Genomic DNA, 16,671 nt, shown 5'->3' with positions numbered 1-16,671 from the left:
CAAATCTTCACAGGACTCTTCCCCATGAACCCGCAAGAACTCAAGACCATCATGGGCTCCGGCCTGCTCTCGTTTCCGTTGACCGACTTCGACAGCAACGGCGACTTCAACGCGCAGGGCTACGTCAAGCGCCTCGAATGGCTCGCCCCCTACGGCGCGAGCGCGCTGTTCGCGGCCGGCGGCACGGGCGAGTTCTTCTCGCTGACCGGCGACGAATACCCCGGCATCATCAAGACCGCGGTGGACACCTGCCGCGGCGTGGTGCCGATCATTGCCGGTGCCGGCGGCCCGACGCGCTTCGCCATCCAGTGCGCGCAAGCGGCGGAAAAAGCCGGCGCGCACGGCATCCTGCTGCTGCCGCACTACCTCACCGAAGCCGGCCAGGAAGGCCTGGCCGCGCACGTGGAAGCCGTGTGCAAGAGCGTGAAGTTCGGCGTGATCGTCTACAACCGCGCCTCCAGCCGCCTGAAGCCCGAAACCCTGGCCGGCCTGGCCGAGCGCAACCCCAACCTGGTCGGCTTCAAGGACGGCATCGGCGACATCGAGGCCATGGTCGCCATCTACCAGCGCATGGGCGACCGCTTCGCCTACCTGGGCGGCCTGCCCACGGCCGAGGTCTATGCCGCGGCGTACAAGGCCATGGGCACGCCGGTGTATTCGTCGGCCGTCTTCAACTTCATTCCGAAGACCGCCATGGACTTCTACAAGGCCGTTGCCGCCGACGACCTGCCCACGCAGCACCGCCTGCTGAAGAACTTCTTCATGCCCTACCTCGAACTGCGCAACCGCGTGCCGGGCTACGCCGTGAGCATCGTGAAGGCGGGCGCCAAGATCGTCGGCCACGACGCCGGCCCCGTGCGCGCACCGCTCACCGACCTCAAGCCCGCCGAAGTGGAACAGCTCAAGGCGCTGATCGACGCGCTCGGCCCGCAGTAAGCCGCCGCAGCAAGCACAACGACAACGGAGACAAGACGACATGTCCATCAAGAAGTTCTTCCTCGTGGCCGCCGCGGCCCTGATGTTCTCTGGCTGCGCGATGATGCCCGCGGGCAGCGGTGCGTCGGCGCAACCCGAAGTGGCTGCCGCCGCGGAGCGCCTGCGCATCGCCATGATCGACCCGACCGCCGCAGCGCTCGGCGCCCTGGTGGCCGACGACCTGAGCTACGGCCACTCGGGCGGCAAGGTCGACACCAAGGCCAGCTTCATCGCCGACCTGATGGACGGCAAGTCCGACTTCGTGACCATCACGATCACCGAGCAGACCATCAAGGTGGTCGACGCCAACACCGCCATCGTGCGCCACTCGCTCGCGGCCGACACCAACGACTCGGGTAAGCCCGGCAAGGTCGCGCTGAAGATCCTGGGCGTGTGGCAGAAGCAGGGCGGCAGCTGGAAGCTGCTGGCCCGCCAGGCCGTGCGCGTGTGACCCCATGAGCACGAGCCAGACCCCCACCGTCACCGCCATGCGCGTGGTCCCCGTCGCGGGCCACGACAGCATGCTCATGAACCTGAGCGGCGCGCACGGTCCGTTCTTCACGCGCAACCTGCTGATCCTGACCGACAGCGCCGGGCGCACCGGTGTGGGCGAAGTGCCCGGCGGCGAGAAGATCCGCCAGACGCTGGAAGACGCGCGCAGCCTCGTCGTCGGCCAGCCCATCGGCGACCACAACGCCGTGCTCAACAGCATGCGGCGCGAGTTCGCCAACCGCGACAGCGGCGGGCGCGGCCAGCAGACCTTCGACCTGCGCGTGACCATCCATGCGGTCACCGCAGTGGAAGCCGCGCTGCTCGACCTGCTGGGCCAGTTCCTCGAAGTGCCCGTGGCCGCGCTGCTCGGCGAAGGCCAGCAGCGCGACGCGGTGCAGATGCTGGGCTACCTGTTCTACGTGGGCGACCGCCGGAAGACCGACCTGCCGTACGAGAGCGACCCCGGTGCAGACGACGACTGGTTCCGCCTGCGCCACGAAGAGGCCATGACGCCCGAGGCCATCGTGCGCCTGGCCGAGGCCACGCATGCGCGCTACGGCTTCACCGACTTCAAGCTCAAGGGCGGCGTGCTGCGCGGCGAGGAAGAGGTCGACGCCATCCGCGCGCTGCACGAACGCTTTCCGCAGGCGCGCGTCACGCTCGACCCGAACGGCGGCTGGCTGCTGCAGGACGCCATTCGCCTGTGCCGCGACCTGCACGGCGTGATGGCCTATGCCGAAGATCCGTGCGGCGCCGAGGGCGTGTTCTCGGGCCGCGAGGTGATGGCCGAGTTCCGCCGCGCCACGGGCCTGCCGACCGCCACCAACATGGTGGCCACCGACTGGCGCGAGATGGTGCACAGCCTGTCGCTGCAGTCGGTCGACATTCCGCTGGCCGACCCGCACTTCTGGACCCTGCAGGGCTCGGTGCGCGTGGCGCAACTGTGCCAGGCCTGGGGCCTGACCTGGGGCTCGCATTCCAACAACCATTTCGACGTGTCGCTCGCGATGTTCACGCACGTGGCGGCCGCGGCACCGGGCAAGGTGACGGCCATCGACACGCACTGGATCTGGCAGGACGGCCAGCGCCTGACGAAGGCGCCGCTGCAGATCGAGGGCGGCGTCGTGAAGGTGCCCACGCGCGGCGGTCTGGGCGTGGAGCTCGACATGGCCGAGGTCGAGAAGGCGCACCAGCTCTACCTGAAGCACGGCCTGGGCGCGCGCAACGATGCGCAAGCCATGCAATATCTGATTCCCAACTGGACATTCGACAACAAGCGCCCGTGCCTGGTGCGCTGAAGGAACCCTCATGCAGAACTTCGACAACCTGATCGCTGGCGAATGGCGTGCTGGCGCAAGCTACAGCCCCAACCTCAATCCGAGCAACCTGTCCGATGTGCTGGGCCAGTACACCCAGGGCGACGCGGCGCATGTAGACGCCGCCGTGGCAGCCGCCACCGCCGCATTCCCGGCCTGGGCCACGGGCAGCATCCAGGCGCGCTCCGACGCGCTCGACAAGATCGGCACCGAGATCCTTGCGCGCAAGGAAGAACTGGGCACGCTGCTGGCGCGCGAAGAAGGCAAGACCAAGGCCGAAGGCATGGGCGAGGCCGCGCGCGCGGGCCAGATCTTCAAGTTCTTCGCGGGTGAGTGCCTGCGCTTGTCGGGCGAAGTGCTGCCGTCGGTGCGCCCGAACATCGGCGTGGAAATCACGCGCGAGCCGGTCGGCGTGGTGGGCCTCATCACGCCTTGGAACTTTCCCATCGCCATTCCGGCCTGGAAGATCGCGCCCGCGCTGGCCTTCGGCAACTGCGTGGTGTTGAAGCCCGCCGACCTCGTGCCGGGCAGCGCCTGGGCGCTGAGTGAAATCATCAGCCGCTCGGGCATTCCGGCCGGCGTGTTCAACCTGGTGATGGGCCGCGGCAGCGTGATCGGCGAGGCGCTGGTCAAGCACCCGGGCATCCATGCGATCAGCTTCACCGGGTCGGTGGGCGTGGGACGCAACATCGCGATCCAGTGCGTCACCCATCACAAGAAGGTGCAGCTCGAAATGGGCGGCAAGAACCCGCAGGTGATCCTGGACGACGCCGACCTTGCGCAGGCCGTGGAGCTCAGCGTGCAGAGCGCGTTCTACTCGACCGGCCAGCGCTGCACCGCGTCGAGCCGCCTCATCGTGACCGAGGGCATCTACCCGAAGTTCATCGCGGCGATGAAGGAACGCATGGCCAAGATCAAGGTGGGCGACGCGCTCGCGCAGGGCACCGACGTGGGGCCCGTCTCGTCGAAGTCGCAGCTCGACCAGGACATGGAATACATCGCCATCGGCAAGGGCGAAGGCGCCACGCTGGCGGCCGGCGGCGAACTGCTGAAGCTGGAGACCGACGGCTACTACATGTCGCCCGCGCTGTTCAGCGAATCGGCCGCCGCGATGCGCATTAACAAGGAAGAGATCTTCGGCCCGGTGGCGAGCGTGATCCGCGTGAAGAACTACGAAGAGGCGCTGGCCACGGCCAACGACACCGAGTTCGGCCTGTCGGCCGGCATTGCCACCACCTCGCTGAAGTACGCCACCCACTTCAAGCGCCACAGCCAGGCCGGCATGGTGATGGTCAACCTGCCGACCGCGGGTGTGGACTACCACGTGCCGTTCGGCGGCCGCAAGGGGTCGAGCTACGGCCCGCGCGAGCAGGGCAAGTACGCGCAGGAGTTCTTCACGACGGTGAAGACGGCCTATACGCTGGCCTGATCTCGTCGAGCCGCCAGGTTTCGCAAGCCCCCGCCCGGGGGCTTTTTTGCGTTCGCGCGCCTCAGCGAAGGCCTAGGCCGCCGGGGCCCTGCGACTGCGCCGCATCAGGAACTCGATCAGCTCGAAGAGCCCTTCGCTGAGCAGCGCCAGCGCCGCAGCGGGCAGCGCGCCCGCCATCAGCAGTTCGCGGTCGTTCAATGCCAGTCCCGTCACGATGCGTTCGCCGAAGCCACCCGCGCCGATGAAGGCCGCGATGGTCGCGGTGCCGATGGCGATGGCGGTGGCCGTTCGCACGCCCGCCAGCAGCGTGGGCAGCGCGAGCGGCAGCAACACCAGCTGAAGGCTCTGCGGCGGCGTCATGCCCAGCGCGGTGCCGGCCAGACGCAGCCCGTTGGGCACTTCGGCCAGGCCGGTGACCGTGTTGCGCATGATCGGCAACAGCGAATACAGCGTGAGCGCAATCAACGCGGGCAGGGCGCCGATGGCGCCGAGCATCGAGATCAGCACCGCCAGCAGCGCCAGCGACGGCACGGTCTGCATCAGGCTCGCCAGGCCCAGAACCACGGCGCGCACCCGCACGTGCGGGAACACCAGGATCGCGATGGGCACGCCGATCAATATCGCGATGCCGACCGACAGCGCGACCAGCAGCAGGTGCTGGCGCGCGAGCTTCCACAGGTCGGGTCCGAACAGCTTGGCCATGAAGCCGCGACGCGCCTCCTGCGGCTGGGCCTTCGCGTCCTTGCCGGTGCTCGCCAGGAAGTCGCGTGCAATCGCATCGAAGGGCACGCTCTGCAGCTCCGCGCGTGCATTCATCGCGATCATCGCGTGCTCGTCGACCTTGCCTTCGAGCGTCTTCAATGCCGCCCAGGCCTGCGGCAGGCGCGTGGGCAGGTCCAGCTTGTAGAGCACCACGGCGTCATAGCGCGGAAAGTACTTCCTGTCGTCTTCCAGCACACGCAGGCCGAGGTGGTCGATCTTCGCGTCGGTGGTGTAGATGTCGATCACGTCGATCTGCCTGGCCGCCACCGCGTCGTAGGCCAGGCCATGGTCGAGGCCGCTGGGCACCTGCGTGAAGCCGTAGCGCTCGGCCAGGCCCTTCCAGCCGTCGGCGCGGCCGATGAATTCGTTCGACAGGCCGAGCTTGAGCTCGGGGTGCTTCGCCAGGTCGCTCAGTGTGCGCAGGCCCAGCTTGTCGGCATCGGCGGCGCGCACGGCAAGCGCATACCCGTCGTTGAAGCCCAGCGGAATGGCCACGCCCAGGCCCAGCGGCGCCAAACGGGCGTTCATGGCCTCGCGCGTCTCGGCGGGCTGGCCCTTGAGGATTTCCTGCGCGATGGTGCCGGTGTACTCGGCATAGAGGTCGATGGCGCCCGAGCGCAGCGCCTCGTACACGATGGCGGTGTTGCCCAGCCCTTGCCGCACGACGGGCGGCGACGCCGTGTGCGGCGCGGCCGTCTGCGCGAGCAGCTCGGCCAGGATGTACGACTCGGTGAAGCGCTTGGAGCCCACGCGCAGCGTGTCGTTTGCCGCGTGCGCAGCCTGCGCGACAAGGGCCATGCCGCACAGCGCGAGCGACAGCAGCAGTACGAGTTGCCAGGGGCGGCGGAGCAGGTGCATCGCGGGCAGTTTATAGACAACACCCCGTTCGGCGTACCCGCCAATCTCCTACACGCCGTCGTGCGCGCAACCGATGCGCCCGAACGCGTGGGGCGCGCATCATTCCGTTTCATGAAGTCCACACCCGCAAAGCCCGAAGCCGTTGCGCAAGCGCGCCCCGATCCCTTGCCCGCCGCCGACGTGCACGGCCTGCGCGAACTCCCCGGCGTCCATGTCGAGGGGTACAGCCTGCAGCTGCGCGACAAGGACGGCTTCGTCGGCGACCAGGCCAGCCAGACTGCCTTCAGGGAACTGCTCGAGCGCTGGCGCAAGCGCAGGCGCAAGAGCGGCACCGACCCCTGGGGCGACATGCATTCGCGCGACCTGAGCAAGAAGCAGCTCGACCGCGTGCTGGCTGCGAAGAAAAGCTCCGAAGCCGCCGACGTGATGCACGGCGTGATCGAGGAGTTCACCGAGGAGCTCGCCTCTGTGATCCAGCGCTTCCTGCGCCAGCCTTCATGGAACAAGGTCGAGCGCATCGTCATCGGCGGCGGCTTCCCGGAGAGCGACGTGGGCGAGCGCGCGGTGCTGCAGACCGGCGCCATCCTGGAAGAACTGGGCCTTCACGTGCAGCTGGGCCGGCTCTCGCACAACGTGGACGACGGCGGCCTGATCGGCTGGGCGCACCTGACGCCGCCGGCCCTGCTGCGCAAGTACGACGCCATCCTGGCGGTCGACATCGGCGGCACCAACGTGCGCTGCGGGGTCGTGAAGACGCGCTACCGCAAGGCGCCGGACTTCTCGCGTGCGGAGGTGGTGCGGCGCGTGAAGTGGCGCCACGCCGACGAGGGGCCCAACCGCAGCCTCATGGTCGAGCACATCGCCGACCTGCTGATGGACATGGTGCGCTACAGCGAGCGCAAGAAGATCCGGCTCGCGCCCTTCATCGGCATCGGCTGCCCGGGGCTCATTCGCCCCGATGGCTCCATCGCACGCGGTGCGCAGAACCTGCCGGGCGACTGGGAGAGCCACGCCTTCCACCTGCCGACGGCCGTGTGGCGCCGCATGCTGACGCTGGGTGCCGACCCGATGCTGGTGCTCATGCACAACGACGCCGTGGTGCAAGGCCTGAGCGAGCTGCCTTTCATGCGCGACGTGAAGCGCTGGGGCGTGCTGACCATCGGCACCGGGCTGGGCAATGTGAGCTTCACGAACGTGCCGATGCCCGAGGAAGAGAAGGCGAAAGCGAAGGCGAAGAAACCGAAGAAGGAAAAGAAGGAAATGCAGCGCTGAGGCGCTACGGGTTCACGCGCGTCAGCGCGGACACGCTGGCGACGTTGCCCGCCGCATCGACGGCGCGCGCCTCGATGTTCGCGTAGCCCGCGGCCGATGGTGTCCAGCGGCAGGCGAAGGGCGCGGCCTGCAGGCTGCACACGGTCTTTCCGTCGACGATGAAGCTCAGTTCCGCCACGTTCGCCGAGGCATTGGCCGCGAGCTGCGCGGGCGCGCGCGCCGCGGCGTTGGACGGTGCGGTCATCGCCACCGCCGGCGGGGCGGAAAGGCCGGGCGGGTTCACGATGACGCTGGCCGACGCCACCGCCGTGTTGCCCGCCGCGTCCACGCCGATGACCCGGATCGTCTGCACGCCCGCGCTCGTCGGCGTCCAGCTGCAGGTGTAGGGCGGGGCGGTGAAGGTGCAGATCGGAATGCTGTCCCGGCCCAGCACCTTGACGCCCCACACGCCCACGTTGTCCACCACCGCAGGCGCAATCACGGTGGGCTGGCCCACCGTGGCGGTGGACGGCGCGGCCAGCGACACGGTCGGCGGCGTCACGTCGATGCCGCCCAGCGCCAGGTCGATGGTGAACATCGGCTGGCCTTGCACAGCCTTCTGCTCGAACGCATCGAAGATGGTGAACCAGCTCGCGCCCGGCGCGCGGCTTTGCGCATGCGCCTTCACCAGCAGCGTCGACTTGCCCACCGCGAAGCAGCTGAAGCCGCAGTCCCAGTCGAACACGAAGCGCCCCGACGCGTCGGCCACGCCGGTCACCAGCATCACCAGCGGCTTGCCCGCACCCGGGTTGCGCCACACCGAGACCTGCGCGCCCGGCAGCGCGGCGCCGGTGTCGCGGTCGGTCACGCGCACCTGGGTGGCGGTGGTGCCGGCCATGAACTTCGAGCTGCCGAGCTTGGGCCAGTCGGTCCAGTCGGTGTCGATGTTGGCCTTGGTGCCGGGCGTGAAGCGGATCATGTCCAGCGTCGCGATGCGGTTGGCCGCCGGGTCGCGGCGCTCCTCGAACACGGTGCCCAGCAACGGGTCGAGGCGCCAATGCTGGCGCGTCCACCAGTAGCGGTCGCTGTCGTTCGCCAGGGCCAGGTCGACGACGGGTGCCACGCCGGTGGTGTCGGTCACGGCGATGCCGTTGTAGTACTCGCCCGCGCCCGCGCCGAACACATGCTCCAGCTCGTGCAGCAGGGTCTTGAGCTGGCGGCCGAGGTAGTCCTTCTCGGTGGATTCGGGCACCCCCGCGCTGGGCGCGCGCGACAGGCGCAGCGGGTCATGGATGGCGACCCAGTTCAGGTTCCAGGCCACGCCCTTCTGCGGAAAGGTCCAGCTGGTGGACAGCCCGCCGTGGCTGTAGCCGCGGGTGGACTTGCTGATGCACACCACCACTTCGCCGTTGACCAGGCCGTTGTAGGCGCACTGCGGGGCGGTGGCGGGCGGCACGAGCTGGAGGTCGGCGGTGGGGTCGAAGACGAAGCTGCGCACGGTTTCGCGGGTGAACACCGTGTTGACGTCGGCCACGTACTGCGCCAGCCGGCGGCCGGCTTCGGCCGGGCCGATGTCGGCGGCAAGCTCGGGGTCGACGATGAGTTTCAGGCGGTGGATGCTGGGCGCCGCGCGGCCGATGTCGTCCATGGCGGCATGCGCGGGCGTGAAAGCGGCCGTTATTCCACACAGTGCGAACAGCACTGGAAGCGCCACGCTTGCCAGTGCACGCAGCGAGAAAAGCACTCGCATCGGTCAACCCCGGGGCCGGGGTCAACTACCGGAACCGGTGGGAATTTTAGTGAAAGTGTGCTGTTTGTTGCACAAACGTTGCATTTGTGCACTCACATTACAGCTGGAAAGCCACCGTGAGCAGCAGGCCTTCGGCCAGGTCGCGCATCAGCCCAGGGCGCCGTGCGCGGTAAGGCTCGCCGGCGGAGGCGGTGGTTTCCATCCACTCGGCCAGCCATTCGATCTGTTCGGCGCCGTAGAACACCACCGCCGCTTCGTGGTTCAGCAGCAGGCTGCGCAGGTCGAGGTTGATGGAGCCGCACATCGCGAGTTCATCGTCGACCACCACCGCCTTGGCGTGCGCCATGAAGGGCAGCATGCGAAAGCTCACGCCGGCGCGCGCCAGGTCGCGCATGGCGCGTGCGCGCACGAAGTCGGCCAGGCGGTGGTTCGACACCGCCGGCATCGCGATGGTCACCTGCACGCCGCGCCGCGCGGCCAGCCGCAGCGCGTCGCGCAGGCCGTCGCCGGGCACGAAGTAGGGCGTGATCGCAAGGATGCGGTGCTCGGCGCGAAAGCACGCGTCGATCAGCAATGCGTGCGCCGTGTCCTCGGTCTGGTCGGGGCCGCTCGGCAGGAACTGCGCCATGGCCGTGCCGGGGCCTTCGGGCACGTCGTCGCAGGTGATGGCGCGGGCCTTGCGGCTGCGCACCGAGGCCCAGTCGTGGTCGAACTGGCGCGCCGCCGCGGCGGCCACGCTGCCGCGCAGGTCGAACGACAGGTCGAGCCAGGCCTGCGGGTGCTTCTCGTTGCCCGTGAAGTACTCGCCGGCCAGGTTGCGCCCGCCCGACCAGAGCCAGCCGTCGTCGGCAATGGTGAACTTGCGGTGGTTGCGCAGGTTGCGCGGGCCGATGCGGCGCAGGCTGAAGAAGGGGCGGAACACCGCCACCTCGCCGCCCGCCGCGCGCAGCCGGTCGAAGTGATGGCGCGGCAGCGAGAGTGCGCCGAAGCCGTCGAGCAGCACGCGCACCTTGAGGCCTTCGCGCGCGCGCTGGGTCAGCCGGTCGATCACCGCGTGGCCGAGCGCGTCGTTGCCGATGATGAAGGTGCACACGTCGATGCGCTCGCGCGCGCCGTCGATCACCTGCCACAGCGCCGCGCGCGCGGCCTCGCCGTCGGCATGCATGCGAACGGCGCAGCGCCCCGGCGGCGCGAGGCCGAAGCTCTCGATCAGGTCGGCGGCCCAGTGGCCCGGCGGCACCGAGCGCGGCGGGCGGGGCGAGCCGGCAGGGCGCAGCTTGCGCTGGCCGAACAGCAGGTACATCGGCAGGATGAAGTACGGCATCAGCACCAGCCCCATGACCCAGGCAATGGCCGTGGTGGGGGCGCGCTGTTCGCGGCGTGCGCGCGTGGTCAGCACGTAGACGAGCAGCGCAAAAGTGACGACGAGGAAATGCTGCGAGGGCGAGGGCAGCCAGTCGAACCTCGAGGCGCTTGCAATGGGCATGGGTCGATGATGCCTCAGCGTGGCGCCGCGGCCCGGCCGAACCCCTTCACCGCCGCAGGAAGGCCGGCACGCCACGCCCGTGCGAGGCCAGGAACGCCATCATCGGGTCGACCACCGCGCGCACCGCGGGCCGCTCGCCCACGCGCGTGCGCCAGGCCAGCAGGCGCGGGGTGGCCTCGGTCATGCCGGCGCCCTTGCGGTCGGCGAACACGTACGCCATGTAGAAGGCGATGTCGGCGAAGGAGTAGGGGCCGGCCAGGTACTCGCGTTCGGCGAGCAGGCCTTCCATCTCTTCGTAGAAGCGCGCGCAGCCGGCGCAGGCCGCCACGGCTGCGGTGCTCTTCATGTCGTGCTGCAGGCCGAAGAGCCTGATGACGTTCGGGAAGAACACCTCGTCGGACTTCTGCTCCAGCTGCCGCGCGCGGGCCCGCTCGGCAATGCCCTCGGGCCACAGCGCGAGGTGCGCGGGGCCGGGGTAGCGGTCTTCGAGGTACTCGAAGATCTGCGTCGAGTCGAACAGCGACACCCCGCCGTCGACGGTGTCGACCCACACGGGCACCTGCTGCTTGACCGGGTTGACCCGCACCACCTCGGGGTGCTTGGGCTCGTAGGCGTCGTCGGTGGTGAAGGGCACCATGACGAGATCGAAGGGCACGCCTTTTTCGCGTGCCGCGATCTCGACCTTGGCGCCGAACATGCTGAGGGGACCGGAGTAGAGGGTTGTCGTCATGGGCTGCGACTTCACCAGAAACCGGCCCTCAACGCATCAGGTCGAGCCCCAGACGTCCTGCGCCGTCTCGACCACCAGGCGCAGCTTGGCGCGCTGCGCTTCCACGGCGATGTTGTTGCCGTGCACCGTGCTGGAGAAGCCGCATTGCGGCGACAGCGCCAGCTGGTCGAGCGAGGCGTACTTGGCGGCGTCGTCGATGCGGCGCTTGAGTTCGTCCTTGTCTTCCATCTCGCCGAACTTGGTGGTGACCAGGCCCAGCACCACGGTCTTGCCCTTGGGCAGGAAGCGCAGCGGCTTGAAGTCGCCGGAGCGGGCGTCGTCGTACTCCATGAAGTAGGCGTCCAGGTCCATTTCCTTCAGGAGCGCCTCGGCCACCGGCTCGTAGTTGCCGGCCGCGGCGTGCGTGCTCTTGAAGTTGCCGCGGCACAGGTGCATGGCCAGCAGCATGCCGGGCGGCTTCTGCGCCACGACCTTGTTGATGAAGGCGGCGTAGCGGTGCGGCAGCTCGTTCGGGTCGTCGCCGCGCTTGCGGGCCGCCTCGCGCATGTGCTCGTCGCACAGGTAGGCCAGGTTGGTGTCGTCCATCTGCACGTAGTTGCAGCCGGCCGCGGCCAGCGAGCGCAGCTCGTCGCCATAGGCCTTGGCCACGTCGTCGTAGAAGGCCGGGTCGAGCTCGGGGTAGGCGTCCTTGCTGATGCCGGCGCGCCCGCCTCGGAAGTGCAGCATGGTCGGCGAGGGAATGGTCACCTTGGGCGTGTTGCCTGCGGCGACCTGGCTCTTCAGGTACTGGAAGTCGGCCAGCTGGATGTCCTTGATGTGGCGCACCTTGTCGATCACGCGCATCGCGGGCGGGGCCAGTTCCTCGGTGCCGTCGGGCTTGCGGATGGTGACCGGAATGTCGGTCTTCACGCCGCCGAGCTGGTCGAGAAAGTCGATGTGGAAGTACGTGCGGCGGAACTCGCCGTCGGTGATGCTCTTCAGGCCGATGTCTTCCTGGAACTTGACGATCTCGGTGATGGCCTTGTCTTCGACCAGGCGAAGCTGCTCGGGCGTGATCTCGCCCTTGGCCTTTTGCTCGCGCGCTTCGAGCAGGAATTTGGGGCGCAGGAAACTGCCCACGTGGTCGTAGCGGGCGGGCAATGCGACGTGCTGTGACATGGATGACTCCGTCTTGATTGGGGGGAAACGAAGGGCATCGTAGCGCCTTCAAGATGCCGGTGACTGTATACAGCTATCTCGGTGTTTACCCTGAAAACGCCACATTTCGCTGGAAGTTCGGCAGTTTCTGTATACATTTAGTATTCATGAGAACGCCCACGACTGCCTTTCCACTGAACGCCTGGTATGCCGCCGCCTACGACGTCGAAGTGCGTCACGCGCTGCTGCCGCGCACCATCTGCAACCAGAAAGTGGTGCTGTTCCGCCGCACCGACGGCCAGGTGGCCGTGCTGGAAGACGCCTGCTGGCACCGGCTCATGCCCCTGTCGCTGGGCCGCCTCGAAGGCGACGAGCTGGTGTGCGGCTACCACGGCCTGGTCTACAACAGCCAGGGCCGCTGCACCCACATGCCGAGCCAGGAAACGCTCAACCCCTCGGCCTGCGTGCGCAGCTTTCCGGCGGTGGAGAAGCACCGCTTCGTGTGGATCTGGCCCGGCGATCCGGCCAAGGCCGACCCGGCGCTCATTCCCGACATGCACTGGAACGACGACCCGGCCTGGGCCGGCGACGGCAAGATGATCCGCGTCAACTGCGACTACCGCCTGGTCGTCGACAACCTCATGGACCTGACGCACGAGACCTTCGTGCACGGCTCCTCCATCGGCAACCGCGAGGTCGCCGAGGCGCCGTTCGTGGCCACGCACGGCGACCGCTCGGCGACCGTCACGCGCTGGATGGAAAACATCGACCCGCCGCCGTTCTGGGGCGGCCAGATCCGCCATGCGCGCGGCTACACGGGCAAGGTCGACCGCTGGCAGATCATCCGTTTCGAAGGCCCGTGCACGGTGAACATCGACGTCGGCGTGGCCGAGGCGGGCAGCGGCGCCGTGCCGAAGAACGGCGACGCTGGCGACCGCAGCAAGGGCGTCAACGGCTACGTGCTCAACACCATCACGCCCGAGACCGACAAGACCTGCCTGTACTTCTGGGCCTTCTCGCGCAACTACTGCATCGGCGAGCAGCGCCTCACGCACGAGCTGCGCGAGGGCGTGGCGGGCATCTTCCGCGAGGACGAGCTGGTGCTCGAGGCCCAGCAGAAGGCCATGGACGACCACCCCGACCACACCTTCTACAACCTCAACATCGACGCCGGTTCGATGTGGGCGCGCCGGCTGATCGACCGCATGGTCGAGAAGGAAAAGCCCGCGCGCGCCGCGATTCCCATTCGCCCCGCCGAGAAGCAGGCCGCATGAAAGTCGCGGCAGTATCCAGCGCCGCCGAGCCTGGCGACAGCGGCAGTTCGCAAGGCGTGAAGGCGCAGCTGCGGCTGCGCGAGATGATCCTGGCGGGCGAGCTGCCGGGCGGTGCGCGCATTGCCGAGGTGGCCATCTCCGAACAGCTGGGCGTGTCGCGCACACCGGTGCGCACGGCGCTGATGCGGCTCGAGCAGGAAGGCCTGCTGGAAGCCCTGCCGAACGGCGGCTATGCGGTGCGCACCTTCTCCGAGCGCGACGTGGCCGACGCCATCGAGCTGCGCGGCACGCTCGAAGGCCTGGTCGCACGGCTCGCGGCCGAGCGCGGCGCCGCGCCCGTGGTGCTGCGCGAGGCGCGCGCCTGCCTGCAGCGCATCGACGAACTGCTGCGCGAGCCCGCGCTCGACGACGCGGCCTTCTCGCGCTACGTGACGCACAACGAGCGCTTCCATGCGCTGCTGTGCGAAATGGCGGGCAGCCCCGTCATCGCGCAGCAACTGGAGCGCGTGGTCAACCTGCCGTTCGCCTCTCCCTCGGGCTTCGTCATCGTGCAGGCCAATTCGCCCTCCGCGCGCGACATGCTCGTCATTGCGCAAGACCAGCACCTGCAGGTGCTCGACGCCATCGAGTCCGGCGAAGGCTCGCGCGCCGAGTCGCTGATGCGCGAGCACAGCCGCATCGCGCGGCGCAACCTGCGCGAGGCGCTGCACGGCACACCGAGCGCCGAGCAACGCCCCTTGCCGGGCGTGCAGCTGATTCGCCGCCGCGGCTGAGCGGCCGTCCTTTTCCCTCTTTGCCTTTGGTGTTCCCCCGATGAAAAGCGATCTTCAATGGATGCAGGCGCAGGTCGTGGCGCTGCGCGACGTCACGCCCACCGTGCGCGAGTTCGAACTGCGCCCCGACGGCGGCTTTGCCGCCACCTATGAACCCGGCGCCCACCTGCAGGTGCAGGTGATGACGGCGCAGGGCAAGGTGCAGACCCGTTCGTATTCGCTGGTCGGCGAGGGTGACGGCCAGTGCTGGCGCATTGCCGTGAAGCGGCTCGACGACGGCCGCGGCGGCTCGCTCGCCATGTGGCAACTGTCGGTGGGCGACCGCCTGCAGGTGAGCGCGCCGCAGAACCACTTCGCGCTCGACCTGTCCGCGCCCGGCTACCTGCTGGTGGCGGGCGGCATCGGCATCACGCCGCTGGTGCTGATGGCGCAGCGCCTCGGTGCCCATGCAAAGCGCAGCGGCGTGCCGGTGAAGATGCTCTACGGCGCGCGCCACGCCGGCGAGTTCGGCTACCTCTCGCACCTGCAGGATGCGCTGGGCGAGGGCGTGTCGGCCCACGAAGGCTCGGCCCCCATCGATTTCGCGGCCGCCATTGCCGCGCTGCCGCCCGGCGGGCAGCTCTACACCTGCGGCCCGGTGCCGATGCTCGAAGCGCTCAAGCGCGCCTGGCACGCGGCCGGCCGCCCCATCGAGGACCTGCGCTTCGAAACCTTCGGCAGCAGCGGCCGCTACGCCACCCAGCCCTTCCAGGTGCACATTCCCCGCCACGACCTGACGATCACCGTGCCGGCCGACTGCACCCTGCTCGAAGCGCTCGACGCCGCGGGCGTGCAGACCCTGTGGGACTGCAAGCGCGGCGAATGCGGCCTGTGCGCCATGGACGTGCTGGCCGTCGACGGCCAGATCGATCACCGCGACGTGTTCCTGAGCGAGCACGAAAAAGAGTCGACCACGCGCATTTGCGCCTGCGTGTCACGCGCCGTGGGTACGCTCACGCTCGACTCCGCGTACCGCGCCGACCACTGAGGCCGCAACACCCGGGCGACCGGGTTCGCGCCGCCTTGCGCGATCATCGCGCAGTTCATTTGTTGATCGCGCAACAAAGGCCTGCGAAGGAGGCCGGGTAGGTGATTGCCTGCTTCGCCGAATGTTGCAAAGTGTTGAAAATAGCCCCGGTTTCGAGTTCCGTCCCTGAAGGAAAAACATGCAAAGACGCCATCTCATCCAGACCGCCGCCCTGTCGGCGCTCGCGCTTTCAATGTCGCTGGCCAGCGCCCAGGACAACAAGTTCAAGATCGGCCTCATCCTGCCGATGACCGGCCAGTCGGCCTCCACCGGACGCCAGATCGAAGCCGCCGCTCGCCTGTACATGGCCCAGAACGGCGACACCGTGGCCGGCAAGAAGGTCGAGCTGATCGTCAAGGACGACACCGGCCTGCCCGACGTCACCAAGCGCCTGGCGCAGGAACTGGTGGTGAACGACAAGGTCAACGTGCTGGCCGGCTTCGGCCTGACGCCGCTGGCCCTGGCCGTGGCGCCCATCGCCACCCAGTCGAAGACGCCCCAGCTCGTGATGGCCGCGGCCACCTCGAGCATCACGGAGGCCTCGCCCTACATCATTCGCTCGGGCTTCACGCTCCCGCAGGTGTCGGTGCCCATGGGCGACTGGGCGCCCAAGAACGGCATCAAGACGGTCGTGACGCTGGTGGCCGACTACGGCCCGGGCAACGACGCCGAGAAGTTCTTCAGCGAGCGCTTCCAGCTCAACGGCGGCAAGGTCATCGACAAGCTGCGCGTGCCGCTGCGCAACCCCGACTTCGCGCCGTTCCTGCAGAAGGTGCGCGACGCCAAGCCCGACGCGCTGTTCGTGTTCGTGCCCTCGGGCGCGGGCGCGGCGGTGATGAAGCAGTTCCTGGAGCGCGGCATGGACAAGGCCGGCATCAAGCTCATCGCCACCGGCGACGTGACCGACGACGATCAACTCAACGACATGGGCGACGGCGCGCTGGGCGTGGTCACCTCGCACCACTATTCGGCGGCGCACCCTTCGGCCATGAACAAGAAGTTCGTGGAAGCCTTCGAAAAGGCCAACCCCAAGCTGCGCCCCAACTTCATGGCCGTGGGTGGCTATGACGGCATGCGCGTGATCTACGAAGCGCTCAAGACCACCAAGGGTGCGGGCGGCGGCGAAGCACTGCTGGCCGCCATGAAGGGCCAGGTCTTCGAGAGCCCGCGCGGCCAGATGATGATCGACGCGCAGACCCGCGACGTGGTGCAGGACGTGTACCTGCGCAAGGTCGAGAAGAAGGACGGGCAGCTCTACAACGTCGAGTTCGACGTGATCAAGAGCGTGAAGGATCCGGGCAAGACCAAGTAAGGCTCGCCCCGGGCTGCGCGCACTTCGTGTCGCTTCTCCTACCCCCTGCGTGGGGCAGCA

General features: G+C 68.3%; 14 protein-coding genes. 9 read left to right on the top strand and 5 right to left on the bottom strand.

Annotated elements, in window-relative coordinates; all coding sequences use genetic code 11:
• Positions 1–24: 24 nt before the first annotated feature.
• The 4 genes from kdgD to AC0IYU_RS13695 are packed head-to-tail and all read left to right on the top strand — an operon-like array spanning position 25 to position 4,212.
• Complete coding sequence (gene kdgD / locus AC0IYU_RS13710) at positions 25–936, top strand: 5-dehydro-4-deoxyglucarate dehydratase (protein ID WP_472117609.1); 912 nt, start codon at positions 25–27, stop codon at positions 934–936.
• Between the two features lie 40 nt (positions 937–976).
• Positions 977–1,426, top strand: a complete 450-nt coding sequence (locus AC0IYU_RS13705; RefSeq protein ID WP_472117607.1) for a nuclear transport factor 2 family protein — start codon at positions 977–979, stop codon at positions 1,424–1,426.
• A gap of 4 nt (positions 1,427–1,430) precedes the next feature.
• Positions 1,431–2,765, top strand: a complete 1,335-nt coding sequence (gudD, locus tag AC0IYU_RS13700) for a glucarate dehydratase (protein ID WP_472117605.1) — start codon at positions 1,431–1,433, stop codon at positions 2,763–2,765.
• A gap of 10 nt (positions 2,766–2,775) precedes the next feature.
• Positions 2,776–4,212 (top strand): aldehyde dehydrogenase family protein, encoded by a 1,437-nt coding sequence (locus tag AC0IYU_RS13695; RefSeq protein ID WP_472117602.1) that lies wholly within the window; start codon positions 2,776–2,778, stop codon positions 4,210–4,212.
• Between the two features lie 72 nt (positions 4,213–4,284).
• On the opposite strand, the gene AC0IYU_RS13690 is transcribed toward AC0IYU_RS13695, so the two are convergent.
• Entirely contained in the window at positions 4,285–5,832 is a 1,548-nt protein-coding gene (locus AC0IYU_RS13690; RefSeq protein WP_472117600.1) for an ABC transporter permease/substrate-binding protein, read from the bottom strand.
• 111 nt (positions 5,833–5,943) lie between these two features.
• Between AC0IYU_RS13690 and AC0IYU_RS13685 the strand changes: the two genes are divergently transcribed.
• On the top strand, positions 5,944–7,104 hold the full coding sequence (locus AC0IYU_RS13685) for an ROK family protein (protein ID WP_472117598.1): 1,161 nt from the start codon (positions 5,944–5,946) through the stop codon (positions 7,102–7,104).
• Positions 7,105–7,108: 4 nt separating this feature from the next.
• Here AC0IYU_RS13685 and AC0IYU_RS13680 read toward each other — a convergent pair whose 3' ends face one another.
• The 4 genes from AC0IYU_RS13680 to AC0IYU_RS13665 form a co-directional block, all read right to left on the bottom strand.
• A complete protein-coding gene (locus tag AC0IYU_RS13680) occupies positions 7,109–8,731 on the bottom strand; it encodes an Ig-like domain-containing protein (RefSeq protein WP_472117594.1) in 1,623 nt (540 codons plus the stop codon).
• A gap of 199 nt (positions 8,732–8,930) precedes the next feature.
• Positions 8,931–10,319: a phospholipase D-like domain-containing protein gene (locus AC0IYU_RS13675; protein WP_472117591.1), complete on the bottom strand. Its 1,389-nt coding sequence runs from the start codon at positions 10,317–10,319 to the stop codon at positions 8,931–8,933.
• A 46-nt stretch (positions 10,320–10,365) separates the two neighbouring features.
• Entirely contained in the window at positions 10,366–11,049 is a 684-nt protein-coding gene (locus AC0IYU_RS13670) for a glutathione S-transferase family protein (protein ID WP_472117588.1), read from the bottom strand.
• Between the two features lie 36 nt (positions 11,050–11,085).
• Entirely contained in the window at positions 11,086–12,207 is a 1,122-nt protein-coding gene (locus tag AC0IYU_RS13665) for a 5-methyltetrahydropteroyltriglutamate--homocysteine S-methyltransferase (protein ID WP_435435561.1), read from the bottom strand.
• A gap of 146 nt (positions 12,208–12,353) precedes the next feature.
• Here AC0IYU_RS13665 and AC0IYU_RS13660 point away from each other — a divergent pair, with 146 nt between their 5' ends.
• The 4 genes from AC0IYU_RS13660 to AC0IYU_RS13645 all read left to right on the top strand — a co-directional run bounded on the left by AC0IYU_RS13660 (position 12,354) and on the right by AC0IYU_RS13645 (position 16,611).
• Positions 12,354–13,460 carry an aromatic ring-hydroxylating dioxygenase subunit alpha gene (locus AC0IYU_RS13660; RefSeq protein WP_472117585.1) on the top strand — a complete coding sequence of 369 codons (1,107 nt, stop codon included), beginning with the start codon at positions 12,354–12,356 and terminating at the stop codon, positions 13,458–13,460.
• On the top strand, positions 13,457–14,233 hold the full coding sequence (locus tag AC0IYU_RS13655) for a GntR family transcriptional regulator (protein WP_472117582.1): 777 nt from the start codon (positions 13,457–13,459) through the stop codon (positions 14,231–14,233). The genes AC0IYU_RS13660 and AC0IYU_RS13655 overlap by 4 nt, the downstream gene beginning before the upstream one ends.
• Before the next feature lie 40 nt (positions 14,234–14,273).
• The gene (locus AC0IYU_RS13650; protein ID WP_435435564.1) at positions 14,274–15,260 is read left to right on the top strand and encodes a PDR/VanB family oxidoreductase; all 987 of its coding nucleotides are present in this window, start codon (positions 14,274–14,276) and stop codon (positions 15,258–15,260) included.
• A 178-nt stretch (positions 15,261–15,438) separates the two neighbouring features.
• Entirely contained in the window at positions 15,439–16,611 is a 1,173-nt protein-coding gene (locus tag AC0IYU_RS13645) for an ABC transporter substrate-binding protein (protein ID WP_435483338.1), read from the top strand.
• The last annotated feature ends 60 nt before the right edge of the window (positions 16,612–16,671 follow it).

Source organism: Variovorax sp. AC103, from assembly GCF_979254005.1.
Note: the sequence above shows the minus strand (reverse complement) of the source record. Positions and strands in the feature narration are given on the sequence as shown.

What these genes read in the sequence shown, in the direction of transcription:
- kdgD (WP_472117609.1), top strand. Translation starts at nt 25, where the DNA reads ATGAACCCGCAAGAACTCAAGACCATCATGGGCTCCGGCCTGCTCTCG.
- AC0IYU_RS13705 (WP_472117607.1), top strand. Translation starts at nt 977, where the DNA reads ATGTCCATCAAGAAGTTCTTCCTCGTGGCCGCCGCGGCCCTGATGTTC.
- gudD (WP_472117605.1), top strand. Translation starts at nt 1,431, where the DNA reads ATGAGCACGAGCCAGACCCCCACCGTCACCGCCATGCGCGTGGTCCCC.
- AC0IYU_RS13695 (WP_472117602.1), top strand. Translation starts at nt 2,776, where the DNA reads ATGCAGAACTTCGACAACCTGATCGCTGGCGAATGGCGTGCTGGCGCA.
- AC0IYU_RS13690 (WP_472117600.1), bottom strand. Translation starts at nt 5,832, where the DNA reads ATGCACCTGCTCCGCCGCCCCTGGCAACTCGTACTGCTGCTGTCGCTC.
- AC0IYU_RS13685 (WP_472117598.1), top strand. Translation starts at nt 5,944, where the DNA reads ATGAAGTCCACACCCGCAAAGCCCGAAGCCGTTGCGCAAGCGCGCCCC.
- AC0IYU_RS13680 (WP_472117594.1), bottom strand. Translation starts at nt 8,731, where the DNA reads ATGGACGACATCGGCCGCGCGGCGCCCAGCATCCACCGCCTGAAACTC.
- AC0IYU_RS13675 (WP_472117591.1), bottom strand. Translation starts at nt 10,319, where the DNA reads ATGCCCATTGCAAGCGCCTCGAGGTTCGACTGGCTGCCCTCGCCCTCG.
- AC0IYU_RS13670 (WP_472117588.1), bottom strand. Translation starts at nt 11,049, where the DNA reads ATGACGACAACCCTCTACTCCGGTCCCCTCAGCATGTTCGGCGCCAAG.
- AC0IYU_RS13665 (WP_435435561.1), bottom strand. Translation starts at nt 12,207, where the DNA reads ATGTCACAGCACGTCGCATTGCCCGCCCGCTACGACCACGTGGGCAGT.
- AC0IYU_RS13660 (WP_472117585.1), top strand. Translation starts at nt 12,354, where the DNA reads ATGAGAACGCCCACGACTGCCTTTCCACTGAACGCCTGGTATGCCGCC.
- AC0IYU_RS13655 (WP_472117582.1), top strand. Translation starts at nt 13,457, where the DNA reads ATGAAAGTCGCGGCAGTATCCAGCGCCGCCGAGCCTGGCGACAGCGGC.
- AC0IYU_RS13650 (WP_435435564.1), top strand. Translation starts at nt 14,274, where the DNA reads ATGAAAAGCGATCTTCAATGGATGCAGGCGCAGGTCGTGGCGCTGCGC.
- AC0IYU_RS13645 (WP_435483338.1), top strand. Translation starts at nt 15,439, where the DNA reads ATGCAAAGACGCCATCTCATCCAGACCGCCGCCCTGTCGGCGCTCGCG.